The sequence below is a fragment of the Microbulbifer aggregans genome (genome assembly GCF_001750105.1).
In the GTDB taxonomy this organism is placed as follows: Bacteria; Pseudomonadota; Gammaproteobacteria; order Pseudomonadales; family Cellvibrionaceae; genus Microbulbifer; species Microbulbifer aggregans.
The window spans coordinates 3166578-3191431 of record NZ_CP014143.1 but is presented as its reverse complement, the minus strand read 5'-3'; the positions used below and the strand labels follow the sequence as shown (position 1 = coordinate 3191431).

Genomic DNA, 24854 nt, shown 5'->3' with positions numbered 1-24854 from the left:
CCGTCGAACCGCAAGGTGAGACTCTGGGTGTCTGTTATGGAATGACAGGCATCCGGACTCACCGGCTCTGAGAAGTGCTAGCGGGCACCGTACTGATTGAGACTGATCTCGCCTCGCTTTGTGACCCGTAATGCGGGGAGAATGGAGCGGCGCAGCCCCAGTTTCGCCTCCAGCTCGTAAGGCACGGAATCACGTGGTCGGCCCAGCAGGTCTGCGGCTGCCATCAGGGAGCCGACAAGGCTGGCGGTGGCGTCTACCGTAATGTCTTCCTGGCCATACGGGGCAACAGGCTTGAGGTCGCTGGCAGTGCCGGTTACCACCTTGTGTCCCGCCAGCTTGAGTGTGTAGTAAAGTCCGGACAGGGCCAGCTCAGAGCTGTTGGGGTTGAATACCCGCAGTTGGATCCGAAAGCGCAGTTCATTGCCAGAAGAGGGCAGGGGCTGCAGCGCCACGATTTCCACTTCAGGCTCCTGGAACGACGGCGAGAGTACGGCGCAGCCCGCAAGGCCCAGCAGGAGGCCCAGGGCCAGTAAGAGTGGAATACTTCTGCGCATCAATGATCTCCCCGGTCGCTTGGCGTAAAATTCCTGTCAATCCTAGACCGCGCCAATCCTGATTGGTTTACCTGCCCGAGTAGGTAAACGATCCTGGCTGCGCCTAAATGTTCAGAAAAATCATAATACTCAGGTACCTGTCGTCGATGAAGATCAAACTTGCCCTGATATCCCTGCTGTTGATGCTGTTTGTCTCGTGGCGCTGGCTGTTGCTGCCTGCGGTGGATGCCGGTCTCAATCAATATCTGGGGGAGGGCCAACCCCCGCTTTCCGCCGAGGCGGCGCGGTTGCACCAATCTCTGCTGGTGGGCGATTTACATGCGGACAGCTTCCTCTGGGCCCGGGATCTGGCTGATGCCTCGGATTACGGCCACCTCGATCTGCCGCGCGCCCGCACCGGTAACCTCGCGATCCAGGTCTTTACCGCAGTGACGAAGTCGCCACGCGGGCTTAATTACGAGAAAAATGCCAGCGACGCCGGCGACAACATCACTCTTCTGGCAGTCGCTCAGGGCTGGCCGCCGCGTACCTGGGACAGTTTGCTCGAGCGGGCTCTGTACCAGTCAGAGCGGCTCTATCGGTTGGCCTCGCTTCACCCTGCAGCAATTAGTCCCGTGCAGACGCGCGGGGATCTGCAGAAGGTTCTCGCCTTGAGAGAAGACGGCAAAGCCCCACTGGCAGCCATCCTTGGGATCGAGGGGGCGCATCCGCTGGAGGGGAAGCTGGAAAACATCGGTGTGCTCTATGACGCGGGCTTCCGGGTGATGGGCCTTCAGCATTTCTTTGACAATGAACTCGGGGGAAGCCTTCACGGATTGAGTGGCGCCGGCCTCACAGACTTCGGGCGCGAAGCCGTACTGGAGATGGCGCGACGCTCGGTCATCATCGACGTGGCGCACTCTTCGGAACAGGTGGTGCGAGACGTCCTCAGCCTCACCGAGCGACCACTGATCGTCTCCCACACGGGTCTGAAGGGGCATTGCGATTCGGCGCGCAATATCAGCGATGACTTGATGCAAGAGATTGCTGCTGGAGGAGGGCTTGTGGGGGTCGGTTTCTGGGATGGTGCAGTCTGCGATCCGAGCCCCGAGAGCGTGGTGAGGGCTATTCGCTACGCCATCGACCTGCTCGGCATTGAGCATGTGGCGCTCGGATCCGACTATGACGGTACCGTGGCGGTAACCTTCGATGCCGGCGAACTGGGGGTTCTGACAGAGGAAATGCTGCGCCAGGGATTTACCGAGACTGAAATCCGGCGGGTGATGGGTGAGAACCTGCGCGATTTTCTGTTGAGCCAGCTGCCGCGGAGCTGACCGGCGGCCGAAGCCGCCTCGACGCCCGATCGACTATAAATGAGGTTGGTGCATTCGAGGGGGCTCCCCGGTGTTTGGCAATCTGGACAATACGATTTACCTGCTGCGCCGGCTTCTGTTCAGGAGTCAGTCTGAGAGCGAAGAGAAAGATTCGTCCGCTCTGGAGGGGCTGGAGGAAATCACCCCTGAGCCGGTATCAGAGGCGGCACAGACGGTTGCCACCTCACTGAACGATGTCTGGAAAGACTTTCTCGCACACACACCTTTTGTCATCGCCAGCTTCATGGTTCTGATTGCCACCTGGCTGATCGTGATACTGTTGCGGCGCTTCGGGTGGCACCTGTTTCAGCGCACCACTTCGCGCAAATCCCTCCAGGACCTGTTTGTTCGCCTGCTCACCATCGTGATTTGGTTGCTGGGCCTGCTCTTCGCCGCCATGGTGCTTTTCCCCGGTCTTACGCCAGCCAAGGCTCTGGGTGCAGTCGGTCTGTTGTCGGTGGCCATCGGCTTCGCCTTCCGGGACATGTTCGAGAACTTCTTTGCCGGAATCCTGATTCTCTGGCGTTTTCCCTTTGAAGAGGGGGATGTCATCGCCTGTGAATCCATCGTCGGGCGGGTTGAGTCAGTACAGGTGCGCAACACTACGATCCGCCGCATGACCGGGGAGTTGGTTATCGTGCCGAATCTCTTTCTGTTCAAGAATCCCTGTGAAGTTCTGACCAATCGGGTCAAGCGTCGAGTCAGCATCACGACCGGGGTGGCCTATGGCGAGGACATCGAGGAGGCGGTCAAGGTGATTGCGAAGGCGATGAAGGAGTGCCGGACTGTCCGCGACGACGAGCAGGTGCAGGTTTTCCCGGAGGGCTTCGGGGAAAGCAGTATCGATATCGAGGTCACGTGGTGGACCGGCTCTACACCAGGCCAGGTCCGTGAATCCATTGGTGAAGTGGTTACCGTGATCAAGAAAGCGCTGGATGCGGCGGAGATCGAAATTCCATTCCCCTACCGTACTTTGACTTTCAAGGAACCCCTGAATGTGGTGAAAGGAGATGAGCAGTCGCCAGGTTCCGGCAAGGAAGGAACTGCCGGATAACCTCTTGGGCTCCCTCGTTGTGGGGGTGTGCTGAATCCCCTGGGCGCTCAACTAACATCGGGCATCGCGCATCAGGGCGGTGGGAGAGACTTTCCTGCCGTTGCCGCGCCAACACTGTGCCAGGCACATTCTCCAGCTGGCGCGGAGTTGTAGGGAGGCGGGCGCCGGGTCAGAGCGTGCTGTCCGGCTGGTTCTCAGGTCGGGCCTCGATAAAGGCCGGGATTTCGTTACAGGCGAGCATGATGCGGTGGATGGCCGGATAATCGGCGATGTCCATGCCAAACCGCTCGGCGCTATATATCTGCGGCATCAGGCAGCATTCGAACAGGCCCGGCTTGTCGCCAGCGGCAAAGGGGGCGGGGTGCAATTGATTTTCCAGTGCGGCAAAGCCCTCGTGAATCCAGTGGCGAATCCACCCCATCTTTTGCTCATCGCTGAGCCCGTATTCTGATTGCAGGTAGCGCAATATGCGCAGGTTCTGGATCGGCTGGATATCACAGGCGATACCATAGGCGAGAGCCCGGATGCGGGCGCGTTCAGTCGGGCTGTCCGGCAACAGTGCAGGTTGCGGATGGGTTTCGTCCAGCCACTCCAGGATCGCCAGCGACTGCGTCAGCACCTGTTCACCGTCCACCAGTGCTGGAACCAGGCCCTGGGGGTTCAGTCGCGTGTACTCTTCCGCTCGCTGCTCATTCTTTAGCAGGTTGACCGCTTTGTACTCGAAGCTGAGCCCTTTCAGGTTCAGACCGATGCGGACCCGGTAGCTGGCAGAAGAGCGAAAGTAGCCGTGTAATTCCATGGTGTTGTTCTTTCCGAATCCTGATTGATTTCGAGGGCTATTGTGAGCAGTTTGCGCAAATAAAAAGCGCCAGACGAAGTTTCGGTTAACAAAAATGTCGTCGCAGGCCGTATAATGCGCCACCGTTTATCGCCGGAGTCGCCCCTGGCCCCTGGCTGGACAGCGTGGTTCTCCAGAGAGAATTCCACGTTTACGTCCCGCTATAGTGGTTACAATTGAAACCAATGTTAGTTACATTTGTAACCTCGTACAACCGGGCGCCCGAGCGGCATACCCGGAGAGGCAAGCAGGAGAGGCAGAGCAACTGCGATGAACAGTGACAAGAACCGGCACGAAGAGGTCGGCGCCCCGGACGACTTGCGTCTGGAAAAGTTTTTACCCTATCGGCTTTCAGTGCTTTCCAACCGGGTCAGTAACGCTATTGCCCAGGCTTATGGCGAGCGATTCGAGCTTACCATTCCGGCCTGGCGGGTAATGGCGATTCTTGGCCGCTTCCCGGATCTTTCCGCAGCGGATCTGGTAGAGCAGACCGCGATGGATAAGGTGGCGATCAGCCGCGCGGTAGCAGCGCTATTCAGGAACGACTACATCACCCGTAGTGAAGATCCCGCGGACCGCCGCCGGCAAGTGCTCAACCTGTCCCCCCTGGGCCGGGAAGTCTATGAACGGATCGTCCCGCTGGCACAGCAGTATGAAAACGACCTGATGGCCTCGCTCAGCACCGACGAGCGCCAGCAGCTCGACAGCATTATCGAAAAACTGATGGATCGCGCACAGGCCTGGGCCGAGCGCGGGCTGATCGATTGAAGTAACCCGAATTGAAGGAGAAGTCCCATGTTTGAGAAATTCACCAGCCTGCCACCGGATCCGATCCTGGGTCTGCTCGCCAGCTACCGTGTCGACGAAAACCCCAACAAGATCGATCTGGGTGTTGGTGTCTATAAAGACGAGAGTGGCCACACTCCGGTACTGCAGGCAGTGAAAGAGGCTGAGACAAGGCTCCTGCAGAGTGAAGAGACCAAGTCCTATATCGGTCCGGCGGGGACCCCGGGTTTCAATAGCGCCATGCAGGAGCTTGCGCTTGGCGAAGGGCATCCGGCGCTGATCGCGAACCGGGTGCGGTCTGTGCAGACCCCCGGTGGCTGTGGTGCACTGCGTGTGCTGGCTGAGCTGGTCAACCGGGCCCGTCCCGGTGCGCGGGTTTGGGTCAGCGACCCCACCTGGGCCAATCATGTGCCCCTGCTGGGCAATGCGGGCCTGAAGATTGAAACCTATCCCTATTACGACCGCGCCACCAGCAGCCTCCGTTTCGATGAAATGGTGGAGACTCTGAAGAACGTTGGTGAGGGTGACCTCGTTCTCCTGCACGCATGCTGCCACAACCCCTGCGGTGCAGACCTCAGCCGTGAGCAGTGGAAGGTTATCGTTGAGATGGCACAGAAGCAGGGCTTCACGCCGTTTATCGATATGGCCTACCAAGGCTTCGGTGACAGTCTCAGCGATGATGCCTGGGGCCTTCGCTTGATGGCGGAATCCGTGCCGGAGATGCTGTTGGCAGTGTCCTGCTCAAAGAACTTTGGCCTCTACCGAGAGCGCGTGGGTATGGCGCTGGCGATCTACAACGATGCGGCCTCGGCGGACAATGGCCAGAGCCAGCTGCTTAATGTGGTCCGTGGCAACTATTCCATGCCGCCGTCGCACGGCGCTGCGATCGTGGAATCGATTCTCACCGATGCTGGTCTGCGCGCCAACTGGGAGGCCGAACTGACCGAGATGCGCGAGCGTATCAACAGCTTGCGGACGGGCGTGGTCGAGAGCCTGGCTGCCGCCGGCGCCCCCGGCGATTTTTCGTTTATTCAGCGCCAGAAGGGCATGTTCTCCTTCCTGGGAATTTCTGCCGAGCAGGTGCAGCAATTGCAGAAGGAATACTCCATTTACATGGTGGACTCCAGTCGTATCAGTATTGCCGGCCTGAGTCAGGGTAATATGGAATACTTCTGCAAAGCGGTTGCTGCCGTTCTCTGATTGCCCCTGAGTACAGTCCCCGGGTTGGCATTGCCGCCGGCCCGGGCATTGACTGAAAATAGCGGTAGTCGTCCCGCACCAGTCAGCGGGATTTTTTCTTTTTGCAAACAAGATGGACGTTTGAGGTAAGCAAGCCGTGCCAAACCCCGCCCCGGAAATCTGGACTCCTGCAAGCTGGCGTGAACTCGAGGCCAGGCAGCAGCCCAGCTACACCTCCCCGGAACATGTCGAGCAAGTCCGGAGTGAGCTGTCAGGCTATCCGCCATTGGTCTTTGCCCAGGAGGCGAGAGATCTCCGCCGTCAGCTGGCACAGGTCGCGGAGGGGAAGGCTTTTCTGCTCCAGGGGGGGGACTGTGCGGAGTCCTTCTCCGACTTCAACGCCAATCGCATCCGCGACACGTTTAAAGTGCTACTGCAGATGGCTGTGGTGCTCACCTTTGCCGGCAATATGCCAGTGGTGAAAGTGGCCCGTATGGCGGGTCAGTATGCCAAGCCGCGTTCGTCGGATACCGAAGTGGTCGATGGGCTGGAGCTGCCCAGTTACCGCGGCGACATCATCAACGGCATCGATTTTACCGAGGCGGCCCGCCGTCCGGACCCGGGCCGCATGTTGACTGCTTACAACCAGTCCGCCGCCACACTGAATCTGTTGCGTGCCTTCGCCCAGGGCGGGCTTGCGGATCTGCATCAGGTACACGGCTGGAACCTGAGTTACCTGGAAAACAACCCGCAGCGGGAGAAATATGCCCAGCTGGCGGAGCGCTTGCAGGAAGCACTGGAGTTTATGGCCGTTTGTGGCGTGAACTCTGAAAATACGCCGGCGATCCGCGAGACGGTGCTCTACACCTCCCATGAGGCCCTGTTGCTGGATTACGAGCAGGCGCTGACCCGAACCGACAGCCAGACTGGCAAGTGGTATGACTGTTCGGCCCATATGCTGTGGATCGGTGAGCGGACCCGACAGCTTGATGGCGCTCATGTGGAATTTCTGTCGGGGGTATGGAACCCGATCGGCGTCAAGGTGGGGCCGGGCATGCAGCCGGATGAGCTGCTGCGCCTGATCGACCGTCTCAATCCGGCCAATGAAGCCGGCCGACTGACCCTGATTACCCGCATGGGGGCCGAGACCCTCGGTGACAAACTGCCAGCCCTGGTGCAGGCAGTGCAGAGGGAGGGGCGCAAGGTGGTCTGGAGCGCCGACCCGATGCACGGCAATACGGTAAAGGCCAGCAGTGGCTACAAAACCCGGGATTTCGACAAGATCCTGCGGGAGATCCGCGACTTCTTTGCCGTGCACCGCGCTGAGGGTAGCCATCCCGGAGGTATCCACTTGGAAATGACCGGGCAGCACGTCACCGAGTGCACTGGGGGTGCCTGGAAGATTTCCGAGGAAGATCTGGCTACCTGCTATGAAACACAGTGCGACCCGCGTCTGAATGCCGACCAGGTGCTGGAGCTTGCTTTCCAGGTATCGGACTGGTTACGCAGAGGGCGCGCTTGCTGAAATCGTAAAGCGAAAAACTGGCGGGGGAGGGGACATGTACCGGCTCTTCATCGGCAACAAGAACTACTCGTCGTGGTCATTGCGTCCGTGGATCCTGTTGCGCCAGTTGGAAATTCCTTTTGACGAGCAGTTGGTGCCGTTTGATAAGGGCAGCAGCTGGGAGAAATTCCGTCACTTTTCCCCCAATGGCCTGGTGCCCTGTCTTGAAGATGGCGACATCACGGTGTGGGATTCTCTGGCGATTGTCGAATATATCGCTGAGCGCTATCCGCAGGTATGGCCTGAATCCACGGCTGTCCGCGCATGGGCACGCTGTGCCGCGGCGGAAATGCATTCCGGCTTTGCCGCCCTGCGCGGGCAGTGTCCGATGAACTGTGGTGTCACCATCTCATTGAATGCGCTGACTCCAGCGCTGCAGAAAGATCTCGCCCGCATTGCTGAGCTGTGGCAACAGGGCCTGCAACGATTTGGCGGTCCCTTCCTGGCGGGCGATCGGTTTACTGCGGTGGATGCCTTTTTCGCTCCGGTTGCCGTGCGGGTACAGGGTTTTGGGTTGCCGTTGCCCGAAGCGGCTACCGCTTATGCCCGGCGCCTCCTCGACCTGCCCGCAATGGCCGAATGGATTGATGGAGCCCTGCGCGAGCCCTGGCGTGAATTCAATCACGAACGGGAATTACTGCAGTCCGGTACCCTGGTCGAGGACCGACGCGTCCAGTCCACCTAGACCCAGCACCCTCCCCAGCTTTCGCTGGAGGCCCTTTTTCCCGTTGATGGCCAGAAGACTTGCAGCTGTGTGTTGATGTTTTGGCATCTTCGCGGCAACTCTGGCAGCCCCTCTCTTTTCAATAAACGCAATAAGTCGTTATCAAATGTGAATGCAGGCCTATAGCACCTCTGTGTGGTTTTAGGCGCCAGGACGTTTTTGTCATCGTGGGCAGGGAGCAACGGTCGCCAGGCGAATGGAGGCAAGGCACGCCAATAGGTGGTATTTGGCGCAGAAATTCGGTTAAATCAGGGGCAGGATTGCCCTTTACACCGTACAAGGATCACGGTTTATGCGCGTACTACATATCGCGTACCAACAGCTCCGCCGTTACGGGAAGACACGGGTCAGTTGGGCCCAAAAGCTTACCAATGGCCTGATCAAGAACGATCATTTCGTCCACACTTTCAGTGATCGGGATGTCGCCGCCTTTGAGGCGCCTCTGGGGATTCGTGACCTGGGTAAGACCAGGGCGAATCGTCGACTGCTGGAGACCGTGGAAGCGGTTGATCCGGACCTGGTCATTGCCGGGCACTGCGACATTATCACCAACGACACGCTGGCTGAGATTCGCAGGCGCAATCCCTCCGTAAGCATCGCACACTGCAACAACGATCCGCTGTTCGTACCCAGCAATGTGGAGCGTATCAAGCACCGCGCCCGCGTTGCGGACGCTGTCTTTGTCTCTACCGGCCGCCCGGAACTCGCTCAGTTTGAGGGGCTGGGCGCAAGGGTCTATCACATGCCCAACCCGGTGGACCCGGCAAAGGAGGGCATGAACAACGCAGGCAGGACCGATCTGGGAACGGATCTTCTCTTTTGCAGTAACAGCACCAATCTCACGAAACGCCTGGAACTGGTGAAGTGGCTCAAGGATTCACTGCAAGGCGAGCTCAATTTCAGAACTTACGGCAGTTTCGGTGAGCCACCAGTTTGGGGGCGGGATTACGATCGGGCACTAGCCAATACCCGCATGGGGCTCAACCTGAATCGACAGGAGGGACATTACTGGTATTCCTCTGCTCGTATGGCCCAGTTGGCAGGTAATGGAATTCTCCAGTTCACCCACAGTAGCCCACGTTTTGACGAGCTGCTGCCCGCGGAGTCGGTTGTGTACTTTGACGATCAGGAGGATCTGCTGCGCAAGGTTCGCGAGTTCCACAATGACGATGCAAAGCGGCGCTCATGGGCTGCACGAGCACGTGAATTCTTTCATACGGAAATGAATTCCCGGCTCTATGCGCAATATATCGTCGAGGCTTCGCTGTCGCAGCCCTTCACCCATGACTATGTGTGGGCTCGGGACATTGTGCAGGAAGGGCTGCGCCAATGACCATCAAGCTGGCCCCCGAAAAGCCCTTTGCTCGGGGTGGCAATCGACTTTGCTTCATTCACCCCGTGGATGAGTCACTCTGTATCAAGGTACGGCGGCCGGATTTCACTCTGGCGGACCGCCGCCGCAAGAAGGGCTTTCCCAAGAACCTGAAGCCTCTCTCCTCGTTCGACGACAATTTAGAGGAAGAGCGGGTGATGTCGGCTCTGCAGAAGCAGTACGGTGAGCTTGTGTTCCGCCATGTCAGTCGCTGCTATGGATTCGTCGACACGGATATGGGGCGGGGGCTTGTCTCTGAACTGATCAGGGATGGTAACGGCGCGATCTCCCAGACACTGAAAAAAGTGATCTGGGATGAGGCCTTCACTGAAGAATGCCGCAGGGCGGTCACTGAATTGTGTCAGTTCTGGGAAACCAACCTGGTGCCGTCAAGGCACCTCCTGTTACACAATATTGTCGTCCAGCGTGATAGCGAGGGCGCGATTCAAAGGCTGGTGGTGATTGACGGGCTGGGCAGTGCCGGACTACTCCCCATCCGCCTGTTGCCGCCATCGATTCAGCGAAAAAAAATCGAAAAGAAAATTGCCGTCATGCACGGGCGCATCAAGACATTGCTTGGTCAGAGGCACCAGGCCACTTTCCCCGGTTATCACGGGTTACTGATGCATGATGGCGTGACTTCTCCATGATACGGAAATCGTTATGGCAGTTAATATGGAAGCACCGCGGGTTGCCCAGGCGCTGGCAGGTGCTTATCAAGGCGGTGCGGAAAACTTCTTTACGCGTCTGGCAAAGGGACTGCAGCAGAGCGGAACTATCACTCAAAAGGCCTTTATTCGGGGGCACGAGCATCGTCTCGAGTCACTGAGAAGCGGAGGCGTGACAGCAGAAGGCTTCCGTTTTGGAGGCCCGCTCCACAAGGTCGATCACTTCCGCTTCCGCCGGGCCCTGCGCGCCTTCCAGCCCGATATCGTGCTCACCTGGATGAGCCGTGCCAGTAAGCTGACGCCGAAGGGGGATTACACCCTCGTCAGTCGCCTCGGGCACTACTACAACCTCAAGTATTACCGGCACTGTGATTACTGGCTGGGTATTTCCCGGGGCATATGCGATTACCTGGTCCGGGAAGGGATGCCGGCCGACCGTGTTTTCTATATTCCCAACTTTGCGGATGAGGGCGATGTGGCGCCCCTGCCGCGCGACAGTTTCGATACGCCTACTGACCGTCCGTTATTGCTCGCCGCTGGTCGGCTTCATATTAATAAGGGCTTCGACACGCTATTGCAGGCACTGCAAAAGGTCCCTGATGCCATCCTGTGGCTGGCCGGTGCCGGCCCAGAGGAGCAGGCACTAAAGCAGCTGTGCGGGCAGCTCGGACTCAGCGACCGCGTGCGTTTCCTTGGCTGGAGAGCTGACGTGACCGCGCTGATGCGAACCGCGGATATGTTTATCTGCCCCTCTCGGCATGAAGGGCTGGGATCGGTGATCATGGAATCGTGGGCCCATGGTTGTCCTGTAATCGCGACGGACTCTCAGGGGCCGGGGGAGTTAATCGAGTCGGGAGTCAACGGCATTATCACTCCTGTGGATCAGCCCGGGCCGCTCGCTGATGCAATCACGGGTCTGATCGCTGACGAGGCCGCACTGAGGCAGCTGTCAGAAGCGGGCCAACGGCACTATCGAAAGCATTTCAGCCGTGCGGTGATTGTCGATCAGTACATTGATCTCTTTGACACGCTGAAGCACAGGCCCTGACAGGACTGAGACAATTCTCGATAAAGCGGCTCCCCAATTCGTCCGTAACCGAAACGGGTCCGGGAATGAAAAGCTTCGCCTGGATGCAGGTTGCTCACTGCCGTGTCCGGCCGTGAAGTCCGAACCGGAGCTGCTCCTCTCTGGCTGATTCCACAGCCAATCCCCCTCAAAAAAGCGTGGCCAGGTAGTCCCTTCTGGGCGCCTTCATCCAAAGAGTGGTACCTGCAGTTTCATATACTGCACGTAATAAGTCGTTATCAACTAGTGTAAATCACCTCAGATCAACCTTCCGGCGCAATTGTTCACCAGCGCAGCGGGGGTCGTCCTGAAAAAGTGTCGTTTTGCCGTGCACGGGATGGGTTCGGGCCCGGGTTAATGGCGGTTGGCGCAAAAATCCGGGTAAACTCGGGCGCTTATATGTGACCGTATTCTAACAAGAGAGAGGAACTAGCCGATGCGCCAATCACTGATCGCGCTTTCCGTCGCCGCCGCCATCGCTGCTGCCGCGGGTTGTAGCAAGGAGGCCTCGCAGGCCCCGACTGTGGACGAGAATGTCCAGGCTCAGGCCAGCGTCGCCGCTGATGCCAAGAGCTCCGTGGTCGCCAGCAATCCGCTCCTGGCCGAGTGGACCGGCCCCTACGGCGGTGTCCCTGCGTTCGACAAGATGCGCGTCGAGGACCTGAAGCCCGCGATGGAGTTCGCGATGGCCGAAAACCTGCGGGAGATCGATGCCATCGCCGCCAACCCGGAACCGGCTACCTTCGCCAACACCATTGCCGAACTCGAGCGCAGTGGAGCTGAGCTGGATCGCGTATTTGCCTACTACGGTATCTGGTCGGCGAATATGTCCTCCCCGGAGTTCCGCAAGGTGCAGGGCGAGCTGGCCCCGAAACTGGCAGATTTCCAGTCCAAGATCATCCAGAATGATGCGCTGTTCCAGCGCGTAAAAGCCATTTATGACGTACGCACTGACTCTGATCTGACTTCCGAGCAGCAGCGCGTGGTCGAGCTTATTTACAACCAGTTCGCCAATAATGGTGCCACCCTGACCGGGGAGGCCAAAGAGCGCTACGCAGCAATCAATAAGCGCCTGGCTGAGCTGCATACCAAGTTTGCAAACAATGTGCTGGCGGATGAAGAGGGTTACACCCTGTTCTTGCGCAGCGATCAGCTGAGTGGCCTGCCGGAGTCTTTTGTGAAGGCTGCAGCTGCCCTGGCTGAGGAGCAGGGCCAGAAGGGCAACTATGCGATTACCAACACGCGCTCTTCCATGGATCCGTTCCTGACTTATTCCGATAACCGCGAGCTGCGTGAAAAGGTTTGGAACAACTATTACAGCCGTGGCGATAACGGCGGTGAGCACGACAACAACGCCATCATTGCCGAGATTCTGAAACTGCGTGATGAGCGTGTAGAACTGCTGGGCTTCGAAAACTACGCGCAATGGCGTCTGCAGGACCGTATGGCCAAGACCCCCGAGCGCGCCATGGAGCTGATGGAGGCCGTATGGCCGGCTGCAGTGGCCCGTGTAGAGGAAGAGGTTGCCGACATGCAGGCCCTGGCGGACGAAGAGGGTGCGGATATCACCATCAAGCCGTGGGATTACCGTTACTACGCCGAGAAAGTGCGCAAGGCCAAGTACGACCTGAACTCTGACGAGGTGAAGCAGTACCTGCAGCTGGACAAACTGCGTGAGGCGATGTTCTACGTCGCCGGCGAGTTGTTCAACTTCGAGTTCAGCCCGGTAGAAGAGGGCAGCGTGCCGGTCTTCCACGAAGATGTAAAAGTCTGGGAAGTTACCGACAAGACCTCCGGCGAGCATATCGGCCTTTGGTACCTGGATCCGTTTGCCCGCACCGGCAAGCGTTCTGGTGCGTGGGCGACGATGTACCGCGATCACACCACCTTCGACGGCAAGACCAACGTATTGTCTTCCAACAACTCCAACTTCATCAAAGGTGCACCGGGCGAGCCCGTGCTGGTGAGCTGGGACGATGCTTCCACCTTCTTCCATGAGTTCGGACACGCGCTGCACTTCCTGGCGTCCAATGTGAGCTACCCGACCCTGAACGGCGGTGTTCGCGATTACACCGAGTTCCAGTCACAGCTGCTGGAGCGCTGGTTGTCCACTGATGAGGTCATCGACAACTACCTGGTGCATTACAAGACCGGTGAGCCGATCCCCGAGGAGCTGGTAGCCAAGATCAAGAAGGCGTCCAAGTTCAATCAGGGCTTTGCTACCACCGAGTACCTGGCCTCTGCGCTGGTGGACATGAAGTTCCACACCGCTGATCCCGAGGGTATCGACCCGGACAAGTTCGAGCGTGAGACCCTGGAAAAGCTGGGCATGCCGGATGAGCTGGTGATGCGTCACCGTACACCGCACTTCGGCCACATCTTCTCTGGTGAGGGCTATTCCGCGGGTTACTACGGCTACATGTGGGCCGATGTACTGACCTCCGATGCAGCCGAAGCTTTTGCAGAAGCCGAAGGCGGTTTCTATGACAAGGCCGTGGCCAAGAAACTGGTTGATCACCTGTTTGCACCACGCAATGCGGTAGATCCGGCAGAGGCGTATCGCGCTTTCCGCGGCCGCGATGCCCGTATCGAGGCTCTGATGCGTGACCGCGGTTTCCCGGTCCCGGAAGAGAAGTCCGAGGCGAAGAAAACCACTGTTGCCGTAAAGGACTGACGGTTGGTTTTCAGCAGTAGTAATGCTGCACAATAGAAAAGGCCGCGATGTGAAAGCATCGCGGCCTTTTTTGTTGGCTTCGAATCCCGGTCGATTAGTGGTGGCTAAAAGGTATGCGAGAACAACAGTCGTGCACGCCAGACTTCCAGACCTTCCCCCGAAATATTTTCCTGTGAGATTTCGGCTTCCATGAAGCTGGACTCCGACATATACCACTGTGCCCCAACCCTGGCCAGGCCACTGAATTTCGAGGTTGCCTGATAGCCGCCGCTGGTGATTCCACGGGCGACATCGACATCGTTAGCCAGTTCAAACGCCATCCTTGACCCGAGTTCTATATATGCCGCGGCGACGCTCTGCCTGTTAAGGGAGAAGCGTCGGAAAATAACCATGCTGGTCTCCGAGTAACTGATACTGTTATTAGTGTCCCTGGTATCCAATTCCAGTACTTCTCCAAGAAAGAGGCCGCGCAGGCTGGAGTTTTCGGTTTCCGCATATGAATAATTTAGGTAGGCGCGTGGCTGGAATCCCCATTCCTGCCAGGGGTAATAGCCCTCAATGCCGATGTTGAAGAACCATTCATCTGTTTCACTGTTGCCGCGAAAAGAAGCCAGAGATGTCTCTGATTCCGTGTAGGAATAATTGAGATTGGAGTTGAGTGCCAGGCTGTTACTGAGGTAGTGGCCAAAATATGGGCCGATCGAAATGCGATCAGAGCGAGATTCCAGAAACCCTCTGAAGCCCTCACCTTCATAGCGGGATACTGCTACCGCACCACCAAGGAAGCTGCTTTTTCCAATTGACCGGTGTGCTCCAAAGCTCAGGCGGGACTCATTTGAATCGAAGTTCCTGTTCCCCCTTCGATCCCTCAGTTCGGTATGGTCCACATCACTCCAGAGATCCCAATCTTGGGACTCCCTCACGGTTTGGGTTAGGTATTCACCGGAGAAGTGGGCGGCAAGGGGAAGGTCGGACTTTCCGGTGTCGTATGACTCATACCATTGCCCCCGGTAACCATCGGGGCAATAGACCTGGTTGCCGGCGTAGGTCGCGTTCACGTATTGACCGGACAGCGGGTCCACGCAAACAACCCATCGTAGAGGAGCTTTATCCCGCTCCTGAGCTGCAGTTACCTCATCTTCAACTTCGGAAGGGCGCGTGCCGATAGGTCGCTCTGGGTCGACGGGTACTTCAGGCGTTACACCTGTGGGTGGCAGCGTGGCGACCGGGTTCTCAGGGTCGACGGGTACTTCCGGTGTAATACCGGTGGGTGGCAGCGTGGCGACCGGGTTCTCTGGGTCGACGGGTACTTCCGGCGTAATTCCGGTGGGTGGCAGCGTGGCGATCGGGTTCTCAGGGTCGACGGGTACTTCCGGTGTAATACCGGTGGGTGGCAGTGTTGCGATCGGGTTCTCAGGGTCGACGGGTACTTCAGGCGTAACCCCGGTGGGTGGCAGCGTTCCGATTGGACTCTCTGGGTCGACGGGGACTTCGGGAGTAACACCAGTGGGTGGCAATGTTGCTACTGGAGTTTCAGGATCCACCGGAACCTGGGGAGTAATTCCGGTGGGTGGCAGCGGCGAGATTGGGACTTCAGGTGCGATGGGAATCTCTGGCCTGATACCGACACCGGGCGGCCTGAGGGTTGGCACCTCTGGAGTAATTCCTGTACCGGGCGGTCTGAGGGTCGGCACCTCGGGCGTGATGCCAGTCGCTGGGGGGCGGATGACAGGCACTTCAGGCGTGATCCCAACTCCCGGTGGGGCAACAGGAACCTCGGGAGTAATTCCAACGAAGTCCGGCGGGGGAATTACTCCGATAGGTGGTATCGGTTTGGTTCCCGGGAACTGTGGAAGAATGATTGGGTCGGCTTTTTGGTTTTGGTTGTCGATGGTGCAGGGTTTATCGCCGCTGAGATCAAGGAGGGCATGAGTGCCGCCGTTACTGAACACCAAAACCGGGGAAACTGAGATGTGCGGCCCAGCGTTAGCGCGGCTCCACTGGTCAACAATATCCTTTGTATTTACGACCTGCAGGCCAAAACTACCGGGAGATGTGAGTGATAGCCATACAGAGCGAGTCTGGTCGAATGTTGCTCCAACATAGATCAGCCTGCCGGTGGAATTGCAGTTTGCTCCGACCGCCGGAACAGCCATGGAGGCGAGGCCGATGGCACACACGAGCCTCGAAAATGAATTCCTTTTCATATCAATTAGTGTAGACGTCGGTGTCGGGCGCCTGACTTTGCCTGCTTTATGGCCCTCCCCCAGAGACATCATAATCAACGAGCTTCGAGTTATTTACGCCAGAGCAGTTTGTCCTGTTTGGTCTCGGACGCATCGTTGGTAAACCGTTGGAGCAAAGAACTGCCAGTGTGGCACTGGTGGACCTGGAGTGCCGGGGGATGCTGCTGCTAAGGAGGGTTGTGCGTCATCGCCGGCGGCGTTTGCTCATTGCTGCGGTCGCGAGCACTGGCAGCTCCGTCCAGGGTGGACGGAGCAGACTTGGGAGCATGGCCTGAGAGAGGTGCTACGGCCGTCGCTGGTATACCCGCTCACCTTCTACCCAGGTCTCATCTACCTCGACCTGCCAGATCTTCTGCGGGTCGATCTCAAAGATGTTGCGCTCCAGGAGAATGAAGTCGGCAAACTTGCCCGGTTCCAGATTGCCGATCACCGCTTCCTGGTGACTCGCATAGGCGGCATCCAGGGTAAACGCACGCAATGCCTCTGCTGGCGTCATTGCCTCTTCCATACGCCACCCGGCCTGCGGGTTGCCTTTCCGGTCGCGGCGGGTGACTGCGGCATGGATACCGAACAGCGGGTTAACCGGTTCCACCGGGAAGTCTGATCCGGCGGCGATACGGGTTCCCTGGTCGAGAAACTTTCGCCAGGCGTAGGCACCTTCCAGTCGTGCCTCACCGAGGCGATCGCCGGCCATGTTCTTGTCGCTGGTGGCGTGGGTCGGCTGCATGGAAGCGATCAGGTTGAGTTCGGTGAAGCGGGTAATGTCCGCAACTTGCAGTACCTGAGCGTGCTCGACCCGGTGACGAAATGGCTTCTGGTCTTTGTCGTCATGGAGGGTGTAGAGGTGATCCAGGACGAGCTGGTTGGCGCGGTCACCGATGGCATGGGTGTTGACCTGAAAGTTATTGTCCGTCGCCAGCTTGAGCAGGGAGAGAACCTCGCTCTCAGGGTACAGCAGCAGACCTTTCTCGTTCGGTCTGTCGTGGTAGGGTGCCAGTAGTGCCGCGCCGCGGCTGCCGAGTGCCCCGTCGGTGTAGAGTTTGATGCTGCGCACGTAGAGGCGATCCTGTGGGGTGCCGATATGCCCTGCGGCCAGCAATTGTTGCAGGTTTTTCTCTGCGGCGGAGATCATCGGGTATAAGCGAAGCGGAATGGCCTCGTCCGCTGCCAGTTGGCGATAAGCCTCCAATGTCTCTTCATCGACGCCCGCATCATGGATGCCGGTCAACCCGAGGGATAATGCCAGTTCGAAAGCCTGTGTCAGCGCCGCTTTCTTCTCCTGCAGAGAAGGTGCCGGAATAGCCCGCTCCATGAGCGCCATGGCGTTATCGATCAGTATGCCGCTGGGGTCGCCGTTGGCCAGACGATGAATTTCACCACCTTCCGGCGCTTTGGTGTCGCGGTTGATGCCTGCCAGCTGCAGGGCCTTGCTGTTCGCCCAGCCCGCATGGCCGTCGATACGGCGGAGCCAAATCGGATGGTCAATCTCCAGCGCGTCCAGGTGTTTGCGCTCAGGAAATTCTTTTCCGGCCCAGATGACCTGATTCCAGCCTCTGCCCTGAAGCCACTGCCCGGGCTCCACCTGGCCGGAGTACTTCTTGATAGCCGCCAGCGTTTCCTGCCAGTCGAGGTCGCGGAGTTCGAGTTGGCTCTGCAGGAGACCTTGCGCGAGTACGTGCCCGTGGGCATCGATCAGTCCCGGCAGCAGGGTGCGTCCCTGGCCATCAATCTTTTTAGCCCGCGGGAACTTTTCAGCCAGTGCCTGGAAATCGCCGGTTGCCAGCACCTTACCCTGATCAAAGGCCAGCGCTTCGAATTGCTCCAGCGAGTGTTCCGTTGTGTGGTAGCCGTTGACGTTGTGGATCAAGCTGGTTGCTAGAACGCTCGCGGAGGACAGGGTGAGCGCGAGCGCGGTCGCAATGACCTTGAGCGGGCTTGGTAGAGACATTTTCTTATCCTTTTTGACCTGCGAGACCGGGTGTTCGATAGTAGCAGTGGTCTCTTTTGACTGGCAATTGAGTGTGCGCCTCACGCCGGAGGTTTCGGATCATCAGGAGCGAGAATTCATTATGTCCCGTTGGTTTATTATTGCCGGAGCTATTTTGCTGGTTATCGGGGTGCTGATGCATTTCGCCCCGTGGCTTTTCAATTGGTTTGGGCGCCTGCCTGGGGATATCCGCATTGAGTCCGAACGCAGTCGGGTCTTTATCCCTATCACTTCCATGATCATCCTCAGCGTGGTTCTCAGTTTGCTGCTGAGTTTCTTTCGGCGCTGATGGGCTTGGAGCCGCAGGCCGGGGCCGGGCCAGTAGGGGAGGGGGGAGGCCCACTCAGGACGAGCGGGCGCGGAGTCTCAGGGCTGCTCGAGCAATTGCTCCAGGGGCAGCTCGGTGCGGTAGCGGACCTGTTTGAGAGAGAAGCTGCTCTTGATATGGTCGATGCCCGGCAGCTCGGTGAGCTTCTTGTCCAGGAACTCCTGGTAGGCCTGCAGGTTGGGGACCACGACCCGCAGCAGGTAATCAAAATCGCCGGTCATCAGGTAGCACTCCATCACCTCAGGCCACTGGGCGATGACGGACTCGAAGTCCTGCAACTCTTTCTTCACCTGGTGATTGAGGGTCACCTGGATAAACACGCTCACCGGCAGGCCCACTTTCTGCGGCTCGAGTAGCGTCACGGCGCGTTTGATAAATCCCTGCTCGTGGAGGTTCTTCACCCGACGGGAGCAGGGGGACGGGGACAGGCAGACTTTCTCCGCCAGCTCGATGTTGGGAATCGTGGCATCTTCCTGGAGGATTTCCAGGATCTTCTTGTCGATGGCATCCAGTGTATAAGCCATAGTCGAACTCGCTCTTCTCTCAGACTCGCTTGATTGTGCGCGTTTGCTACTCGGGATTGGGCAGTCTGCTTGTTTACCGAGGCAGTTCCGATCCGCATTTTCCTGTCTGTGTCCAGCCGGTCTTCCGGCTTTGGCGGCCAGTGGCACCGGTGGCGCTATCTGGTCAGGCTGGAGTGATTTGTTGCATCTCCCAGCCCATATTTGGTGACTCGTGCCTGAATTATGCCCCATGTCGACCGAATTTGGTATGACCTGCCTCTCCTGCCAGTGGTACTTTCTTGCCCATAGCAATAATTCTAAGCAGGTGACTCCATGGCGATGGTCGAGAGCGATCAGGAGCTGGGTTTCGATCGCGAATACTCCCTGAAGGCGGCATTTACCCGTGATTCCGGGCGGGTCTTCCTTACAGGAATCGACGCGCTGGTGCGGCTGCCGCTGATGCAGAAGAAACTGGATGAGCTCGCTGGCCTGAACACTGCGGGCTTCATCTCCGGCTACCGGGGCTCGCCCCTGGGCGGTTATGACCAGGCCCTGTGGCGACACAAAAAGCTCCTCGCCGAGCGCGACATTCATTTTGAGCCTGGCGTCAACGAAGACCTCGGTGCCACCAATATCTGGGGTACGCAGCTGCTGGATCATTACCGTCAGCAGGCGACGCGGGACGGGGTCTTCTCCATCTGGTACGGCAAGGGCCATGGAGTAGATCGCACTGCCGACGTATTCCGTCAGGCCAATGTACAGGGTACGTCCCGTCATGGTGGTGTGCTCGCCCTGTGTGGCGACGATCACACCGCCGAGTCCTCCATGTTCTCGCACAATACCGACCAGATCTTTGAGTCGGTCATGATGCCGCTGTTGTTTCCGGCCTCAATCGAGGAATACCTGACCCTGGGCCTCGCGGGCATCGCCCTGTCCCGCTTCAGCGGTCTCTGGGTCGGCTTCAAGACGATCACCGAGACGGTCGAGGCCGGCGCCTCCCTGCAGGTGCCCGGGTTGCCGAGTTTTCACATTCCCGCCGATTTCCCGATCCCCGCCCATGGTCTCAACTACGACCCGAACCTGAACTGGCCGGCAGAGCGGCTGGAATACGAGCGCCGAATGCTCGAGGAGCGGCTGCCGGCGGCGCAGGCGTTTGCCTATGCCAACGGTATCGACAAATCGATCGTCGAATCGCCGCGAAAGCAGTTCGGTATCGTCACTGTCGGTAAGGCTCACGGCGATTTACTGGAGGCTCTGCAGCTGCTGGAGCTGACAGAAGAGGATCTGCGCAAGGCCGGTATCTCTATTTTCAAAGTTGCCATGACCTGGCCGCTCGAGCCCCGTGGCATCAGCGAGTTCTGCCGAGGGATGGAGCGTGTGCTGGTGGTGGAGGAGAAGCGTCCGCTGGTGGAAGACCAGCTCAAATCCCTTCTCTATGGCTGGCGCGATGACGAGCGCCCGACGGTAAGTGGCAAGAAGGGCGTTGATGGTGCCGATTATTTGCCCGCGGTTTGGGGTTTTGGGCCCGACCGAGTGGCCGACACCATAGTGCGCTGGCTCGGCGATACGGCGTTCGGCCGGCAACTGGCCCCAGTTGCGGAGCGAAACCTGAGTACCGGTGCGTGCAAGCCCGCGGCGAAGGCCAAGGGTCTACTGGCCCGTGAGCCGGTATTCTGTGCTGGCTGCCCCCACAACACCTCGACCAAATTGCCCGAAGGCAGCCTGGGCAGTGCTGGCATCGGCTGTCACATCATGGCCCTGGGCAAGGGGCTGCGCACGGATACCTATTCCCATATGGGCGGAGAGGGTGCGCAGTGGGTCGGTCTGCACCGCTTCTCCAGTGCCGGCCATATATTCCAGAACATGGGTGACGGTACCTACAACCACTCGGGCATTCTGGCTATTCGCCAGGCGGTCGCCAGCAAGGTCAACATCACCTACAAGATCCTGTTGAACGACGCCGTCGCCATGACCGGCGGCCAGCCCGCCGATGGTGAGGTGAATGCCCCCACCGTAGCTGCCCAGCTGGCGGCTGAAGGCGTCGGTACCGTGGTGTTGTTGAGTGAACAGCCGGAGTACTGGCAACAGCACAAGAATCAGCTGCCGTCCTCCGTAGAAGTGCTGCATCGCTCGGAGCTGGATGCCGTCCAGCGACGTCTGCGGGAGACGCCCGGTGTCACCGCCATTATTTACGAACAGGTGTGTGCAGCGGAAAAGCGGCGCCGTCGCAAGAAAGGCCAGATGGAAGATCCGAACACCCGTTTGCTGATCAACCATCGCGTCTGTGAGGGCTGCGGGGATTGCAGTGTGCAGTCCAGTTGCATTGCGGTCGAACCACTGGAAAGCCCCTATGGCCGCAAGCGCCAGGTCAACCAGTCCAGCTGTAACAAGGACATGCGCTGTGCCGACGGTTTCTGCCCCAGCTTCGTGAGTGTCGAGGGTGGAGAGCTGCGCAAGCCGCCAGTGGATACCCTGGCACTTTCCCTGGACAAGGCCATCGAGGATCTGCCGGCGGCTCCCCAGTCGGATTTGGCCGTACCGCAGAGCATTCTTGTAGGCGGAATCGGTGGCAGTGGTGTGCTGACTGTGGCGGCGTTGCTCGGCATGGCCGCTCATCTGGAAGAGAAAGGTTCGACAACCCTCTATTTCACTGGTCTGTCGCAGAAAAATGGTGCGGTGGTTGCCCACGTCAAAGTGGCGGAGAGCCCCGAGAGCATTACCACGGCGCGTATCCGCGATGGTGCCGCCGAAGTGTTGCTGGGATGTGACATGGTGACCGCTGCCTCCCAGCGGGCAAAGTTTGCCGTCGGCCGTCTACGCGCGGTTGTGAATACGGCCGAGGTCCCCGTAGCGGCCTTCATCCGCGACAACGAGCTGGCCTTCCCGGCGGATGCGACGAAAGAGAGCATCGAATCTTTATGCAGTGATTATTCCGCATTCGATGCCAATCGTTATGCGCAGGCACTGTTTGGCGATACCGTGGCCTCGAATCTGATGCTGCTGGGCTATGCCTGCCAGAAAGGCCTGCTGCCGATTGGCGAAGCGGCGCTGGAGCGGGCAATTGAACTCAATGGCGTGGCGGTGGAGAGTAATCTGCGTGCCTTCCGGGCCGGACGCCTGCTGGTGGCCAACCCGGGAGCGGTGAAGGCGCTGCTCACTCCGGCGCAGCCGGTCCAGCTCGTCGAGCCGGCGGAATCAGCGACCGCGCTGGTCGAGCGACTGGCGGCAGAACTGGTGGAATACCAGGATGCCGCCTATGGTGAGCGTTTCCGTCGAGCCATCCAGAAGCTGGAGCAGGCTGAGCACCGGCTGGGGCGCCGTGACGGCTCTCTGGTCCGCGAAGCAGCTGCCAGCCTGTTCAAGGCGATGGCTTACAAGGACGAGTACGAGGTGGCCCGCCTGTACAGCGGTGTGGAATTCCGTCGCCAGTTGCAGGAGACCTTTACCGGCGACTACCGTGTGAAGTTCCATATGGCTCCGCCGCTGCTGGCGCGGCCGGACAGCAGTGGCCGCATCCGCAAGATGGTGTTCGGTCCCTGGTTGGCACGGCTGATGCCCGTGCTCGCCAAGGGCAAGGTGCTGAGGGGGACACTGTTCGATCCGTTTGGCTATACCGCTGAACGGCGGGCCGAGCGGGCCTGGGCCGGCGAAGTCGCTGGCGCCATCGAGCGCGTTGCCACAAGCCTGAGCCTGGAATCAGTGGAAGTGGCCCGGGAGCTGCTGTCACTGCCACAGCAGGTTCGCGGTTATGGGCACGTGCGGGAGCAGAAGATGAGTGCGATCAGGAATCGCTGGAATGCACTACGGGACCAGTTCGATGGCACGGGCGGTGCGCCCAAAGTGCTGAATGAACAGGCTGGTGGTCGTGCAACGCGGGTACGGACACAAGAGTCGCAGGAAGCGGCCTTTGTGGCGCACAGTTGAGCCACAGCACTTAACGATCAATAAAAAAGGGCCGGTGAAGACCGGCCCTTTTTTTTATTGGTAAAGCTGCCTGGTCGGCATTCAGGCCGGCCGGAAAGAGAGGAAGGGATTGATCAGCCAGCCGAGCGGGCCGGTAACCTTGACCGGTGCCTCAACTACCGAGAGACACAGGCACTCCTGGTCCTGGGTGGCAATCGGGCGGTGTACGTCACCGGGCTCCCGCAGCAGAAAGTCGCCACGTCGGTATACGCCCTCGCTATCGGAGAAGCTGCCATACAGGACAACCGTCACCTCGCGTCCGCGATGATCGTGCTCTGCCACTTTGCCCCCGCGGCAGATGCGCTGGAAAGCGACTTCATAGTGGTCCTGGCCGGTTTTGAGGCGGGAAGTGCGCAGGGCACTGGATACCCGCTTCCACTTCAACGGTCCCGTCGAGCTGACCAGCTTGCCGATGACCTTTGGCAGGTCGGCCAGTATCGGGTCGGTGTTGCGGACGGTGCGCTGTGCGCGCTCGGGCGTAGCTGGAGCCTCGCCGGCCTCGATCTCTTGCTTGTCCTCGCGATCGATGCGGCCCATGAGCTGGTCAAAGGCTTCCGAGCCTACAGTCTGGGGCGCGCCCTCGCCCAGTAGGGCTCCACCGATATTGTCGAGGTTTTCCCGCTGCTGGCGGCACTGCGGACAGAGCTGCAAGTGGGCTGACACGGCGAGGCTGAGAGCCCAGGGCAGGGAGCCTGCGGCGTATTCCAACAGCATATTATTGTCGGGATGATGACGAATCATATTCCACCTACTTACTCAGTCTTGCCTGCAACTTCTTGAGTGCCAGTCGCACCCGGGACTTCACCGTACCGAGGGGCAGCCCCAGCTCGGCTGAGATCTCACTGTGGGATTTTCCTTCCATGTAAGCCTTTTCCAGTACATGACTCTGCTCGGGTGGCAGGCTGGCGAGCCCCGCCGCAATTTCCTCTTCACCGCGCCTGCGCTGTAGGAACAGCAGAGGCTGCGTGTCTGCCGTATCGTCCCAGATGTCGTCTACATCAACATCGCTGCTATCAGAATCCTGGCGTCGGTTGTTCCTGCGCAGCATATCGATACGGCAGTTGCGCATGATGGTGTAGACCCAGGTATTTGCCGACGCCCTTGAGGGGTCAAAGCTGGGCGCCTTGCGCCAGACCCGGATCATCACTTCCTGTACCAGCTCATCGGCCGCCTCGGCGCAGAACGCCTGGGTGTTTCGGCTGTAGTGGAAACCCTTGATCAGTGGCGCAAAGTGCCGGAACAGGCGCTCGAAAGCGGCTCGATCCTGCTCTTTGCCGACTCGAACCAGCAGCTGACTCCAGTCGTCATCACGGTTTTGCGGGATTTCCACGGGCTTCCTTGTACTATCGATTGCTGTAACTTGCGCCATGTTATCGATCTTTTGATACTTGTCGAACACCTTCTACGGCGCCGGGGTACAGTCGGATCTCTAAAGGGCAGCATTTATAGGAATTTCTTTTGTTGCGGGGGGAGCCGTTAATTACAGCCCTGGTAAATCCGGCGAGGTCCTGCCGGCGTACAAGTCCCCAACTAGCGAGTCACGGAATTGATGGAGCAGATGAGCGGATTGATAACAGAACTCCAGCAGTACTACAGCGATTTCGGCGCCGTCGCCGCAGATCCGTCCCTGTTGGACAGGCTCTACGACGAGGATGTCATCTTTTGCGACCCGGTTCATCGGGTCGAGGGTTTACCGGCCCTGAAGCGCTATTTCGCGGGCATGAATGGCGGTTTGACCAGTTGCCGTTTCGAGTTTGACCGGTCGGTCATGGGTGGGGGCAGTGCCTGCCTGCCGTGGCAGATGCACTTTAGCCATCGCCAGCTCAACAAGGGCAAACCCCTTACGCTGAGGGGCTGCAGCCTGCTGCATTACCGGGAGCGGGTGTACTACCACGAGGATTTCTACGACCTCGGAGCCATGGTGTATGAACAGGTGCCCTTGCTGGGAACCATGGTGCGCGGACTCAAAAAGCGCCTCGGTGGCGCAGGGAGCTGA

Annotated in this window: 20 protein-coding genes; 13 read left to right on the top strand and 7 right to left on the bottom strand. The window is 58.8% G+C overall.

What is annotated here, in order from left to right; genetic code table 11:
* Positions 1–77: 77 nt before the first annotated feature.
* Positions 78–554, bottom strand: a complete 477-nt coding sequence (locus AUP74_RS13840; protein WP_069948076.1) for an LEA/WHy family protein — start codon at positions 552–554, stop codon at positions 78–80.
* A gap of 146 nt (positions 555–700) precedes the next feature.
* Here AUP74_RS13840 and AUP74_RS13835 point away from each other — a divergent pair, with 146 nt between their 5' ends.
* Together AUP74_RS13835 and AUP74_RS13830 are read left to right on the top strand one after the other, a co-directional pair.
* Positions 701–1867 carry a dipeptidase gene (locus tag AUP74_RS13835; RefSeq protein ID WP_069948075.1) on the top strand — a complete coding sequence of 389 codons (1167 nt, stop codon included), beginning with the start codon at positions 701–703 and terminating at the stop codon, positions 1865–1867.
* A 70-nt stretch (positions 1868–1937) separates the two neighbouring features.
* Positions 1938–2960, top strand: a complete 1023-nt coding sequence (locus AUP74_RS13830) for a mechanosensitive ion channel family protein (protein WP_226999806.1) — start codon at positions 1938–1940, stop codon at positions 2958–2960.
* A 169-nt stretch (positions 2961–3129) separates the two neighbouring features.
* Here the strand turns inward: AUP74_RS13830 and maiA are convergent, their stop codons facing one another.
* Entirely contained in the window at positions 3130–3759 is a 630-nt protein-coding gene (maiA, locus tag AUP74_RS13825) for a maleylacetoacetate isomerase (protein WP_069948074.1), read from the bottom strand.
* Positions 3760–4068: 309 nt separating this feature from the next.
* Between maiA and AUP74_RS13820 the strand changes: the two genes are divergently transcribed.
* The 8 genes from AUP74_RS13820 to AUP74_RS13785 all read left to right on the top strand — a co-directional run bounded on the left by AUP74_RS13820 (position 4069) and on the right by AUP74_RS13785 (position 13831).
* The gene (locus AUP74_RS13820) at positions 4069–4566 is read left to right on the top strand and encodes a MarR family winged helix-turn-helix transcriptional regulator (protein ID WP_069948073.1); all 498 of its coding nucleotides are present in this window, start codon (positions 4069–4071) and stop codon (positions 4564–4566) included.
* Positions 4567–4593: 27 nt separating this feature from the next.
* Positions 4594–5784, top strand: coding sequence for an amino acid aminotransferase (locus AUP74_RS13815; protein ID WP_069948072.1), 1191 nt, complete (start codon positions 4594–4596; stop codon positions 5782–5784).
* A 136-nt stretch (positions 5785–5920) separates the two neighbouring features.
* Positions 5921–7288, top strand: coding sequence for a class II 3-deoxy-7-phosphoheptulonate synthase (locus tag AUP74_RS13810; RefSeq protein ID WP_226999805.1), 1368 nt, complete (start codon positions 5921–5923; stop codon positions 7286–7288).
* Between the two features lie 34 nt (positions 7289–7322).
* Complete coding sequence (locus tag AUP74_RS13805; protein ID WP_069948071.1) at positions 7323–8012, top strand: glutathione S-transferase family protein; 690 nt, start codon at positions 7323–7325, stop codon at positions 8010–8012.
* A 331-nt stretch (positions 8013–8343) separates the two neighbouring features.
* Positions 8344–9384: a glycosyltransferase family protein gene (locus AUP74_RS13800; protein WP_069948070.1), complete on the top strand. Its 1041-nt coding sequence runs from the start codon at positions 8344–8346 to the stop codon at positions 9382–9384.
* The gene (locus tag AUP74_RS13795) at positions 9381–10073 is read left to right on the top strand and encodes a YrbL family protein (RefSeq protein ID WP_069948069.1); all 693 of its coding nucleotides are present in this window, start codon (positions 9381–9383) and stop codon (positions 10071–10073) included. The genes AUP74_RS13800 and AUP74_RS13795 overlap by 4 nt, the downstream gene beginning before the upstream one ends.
* Positions 10074–10086: 13 nt before the next feature.
* Positions 10087–11139 (top strand): glycosyltransferase, encoded by a 1053-nt coding sequence (locus tag AUP74_RS13790; RefSeq protein WP_226999804.1) that lies wholly within the window; start codon positions 10087–10089, stop codon positions 11137–11139.
* Between the two features lie 454 nt (positions 11140–11593).
* Positions 11594–13831 carry a M3 family metallopeptidase gene (locus AUP74_RS13785; protein ID WP_069948068.1) on the top strand — a complete coding sequence of 746 codons (2238 nt, stop codon included), beginning with the start codon at positions 11594–11596 and terminating at the stop codon, positions 13829–13831.
* A 104-nt stretch (positions 13832–13935) separates the two neighbouring features.
* Here AUP74_RS13785 and AUP74_RS17525 read toward each other — a convergent pair whose 3' ends face one another.
* Complete coding sequence (locus AUP74_RS17525; RefSeq protein WP_145924404.1) at positions 13936–16038, bottom strand: autotransporter domain-containing protein; 2103 nt, start codon at positions 16036–16038, stop codon at positions 13936–13938.
* Between the two features lie 322 nt (positions 16039–16360).
* Positions 16361–18025, bottom strand: a complete 1665-nt coding sequence (locus tag AUP74_RS13775; protein ID WP_069948066.1) for an amidohydrolase — start codon at positions 18023–18025, stop codon at positions 16361–16363.
* A gap of 46 nt (positions 18026–18071) precedes the next feature.
* Between AUP74_RS13775 and AUP74_RS13770 the strand changes: the two genes are divergently transcribed.
* Positions 18072–18353: a DUF2905 domain-containing protein gene (locus AUP74_RS13770; protein ID WP_226999803.1), complete on the top strand. Its 282-nt coding sequence runs from the start codon at positions 18072–18074 to the stop codon at positions 18351–18353.
* Between the two features lie 77 nt (positions 18354–18430).
* On the opposite strand, the gene AUP74_RS13765 is transcribed toward AUP74_RS13770, so the two are convergent.
* Positions 18431–18916, bottom strand: coding sequence for an Lrp/AsnC family transcriptional regulator (locus tag AUP74_RS13765; protein WP_069948065.1), 486 nt, complete (start codon positions 18914–18916; stop codon positions 18431–18433).
* Positions 18917–19228: 312 nt separating this feature from the next.
* On the opposite strand from AUP74_RS13765, the gene AUP74_RS13760 reads away from it, so the two are divergent.
* Positions 19229–22819: an indolepyruvate ferredoxin oxidoreductase family protein gene (locus tag AUP74_RS13760; protein ID WP_083261005.1), complete on the top strand. Its 3591-nt coding sequence runs from the start codon at positions 19229–19231 to the stop codon at positions 22817–22819.
* Between the two features lie 81 nt (positions 22820–22900).
* On the opposite strand, the gene AUP74_RS13755 is transcribed toward AUP74_RS13760, so the two are convergent.
* Both AUP74_RS13755 and AUP74_RS13750 read right to left on the bottom strand, forming a co-directional pair.
* On the bottom strand, positions 22901–23599 hold the full coding sequence (locus tag AUP74_RS13755) for a ChrR family anti-sigma-E factor (protein ID WP_083261004.1): 699 nt from the start codon (positions 23597–23599) through the stop codon (positions 22901–22903).
* Between the two features lie 7 nt (positions 23600–23606).
* Complete coding sequence (locus AUP74_RS13750) at positions 23607–24188, bottom strand: sigma-70 family RNA polymerase sigma factor (RefSeq protein WP_226999802.1); 582 nt, start codon at positions 24186–24188, stop codon at positions 23607–23609.
* 228 nt (positions 24189–24416) lie between these two features.
* Between AUP74_RS13750 and AUP74_RS13745 the strand changes: the two genes are divergently transcribed.
* Positions 24417–24854 carry a nuclear transport factor 2 family protein gene (locus AUP74_RS13745; protein ID WP_069948915.1) on the top strand — a complete coding sequence of 146 codons (438 nt, stop codon included), beginning with the start codon at positions 24417–24419 and terminating at the stop codon, positions 24852–24854.

Coding starts and splice junctions, on each gene's coding strand:
- AUP74_RS13805 (WP_069948071.1), top strand. CDS start 7,323: ATGTACCGGCTCTTCATCGGCAACAAGAACTACTCGTCGTGGTCATTG.
- AUP74_RS13815 (WP_069948072.1), top strand. CDS start 4,594: ATGTTTGAGAAATTCACCAGCCTGCCACCGGATCCGATCCTGGGTCTG.
- AUP74_RS13760 (WP_083261005.1), top strand. CDS start 19,229: ATGGCGATGGTCGAGAGCGATCAGGAGCTGGGTTTCGATCGCGAATAC.
- AUP74_RS13835 (WP_069948075.1), top strand. CDS start 701: ATGAAGATCAAACTTGCCCTGATATCCCTGCTGTTGATGCTGTTTGTC.
- maiA (WP_069948074.1), bottom strand. CDS start 3,759: ATGGAATTACACGGCTACTTTCGCTCTTCTGCCAGCTACCGGGTCCGC.
- AUP74_RS17525 (WP_145924404.1), bottom strand. CDS start 16,038: ATGAAAAGGAATTCATTTTCGAGGCTCGTGTGTGCCATCGGCCTCGCC.
- AUP74_RS13755 (WP_083261004.1), bottom strand. CDS start 23,599: ATGATTCGTCATCATCCCGACAATAATATGCTGTTGGAATACGCCGCA.
- AUP74_RS13790 (WP_226999804.1), top strand. CDS start 10,087: ATGGCAGTTAATATGGAAGCACCGCGGGTTGCCCAGGCGCTGGCAGGT.
- AUP74_RS13795 (WP_069948069.1), top strand. CDS start 9,381: ATGACCATCAAGCTGGCCCCCGAAAAGCCCTTTGCTCGGGGTGGCAAT.
- AUP74_RS13775 (WP_069948066.1), bottom strand. CDS start 18,025: ATGTCTCTACCAAGCCCGCTCAAGGTCATTGCGACCGCGCTCGCGCTC.
- AUP74_RS13745 (WP_069948915.1), top strand. CDS start 24,417: ATGAGCGGATTGATAACAGAACTCCAGCAGTACTACAGCGATTTCGGC.
- AUP74_RS13765 (WP_069948065.1), bottom strand. CDS start 18,916: ATGGCTTATACACTGGATGCCATCGACAAGAAGATCCTGGAAATCCTC.
- AUP74_RS13785 (WP_069948068.1), top strand. CDS start 11,594: ATGCGCCAATCACTGATCGCGCTTTCCGTCGCCGCCGCCATCGCTGCT.
- AUP74_RS13800 (WP_069948070.1), top strand. CDS start 8,344: ATGCGCGTACTACATATCGCGTACCAACAGCTCCGCCGTTACGGGAAG.
- AUP74_RS13820 (WP_069948073.1), top strand. CDS start 4,069: ATGAACAGTGACAAGAACCGGCACGAAGAGGTCGGCGCCCCGGACGAC.
- AUP74_RS13840 (WP_069948076.1), bottom strand. CDS start 554: ATGCGCAGAAGTATTCCACTCTTACTGGCCCTGGGCCTCCTGCTGGGC.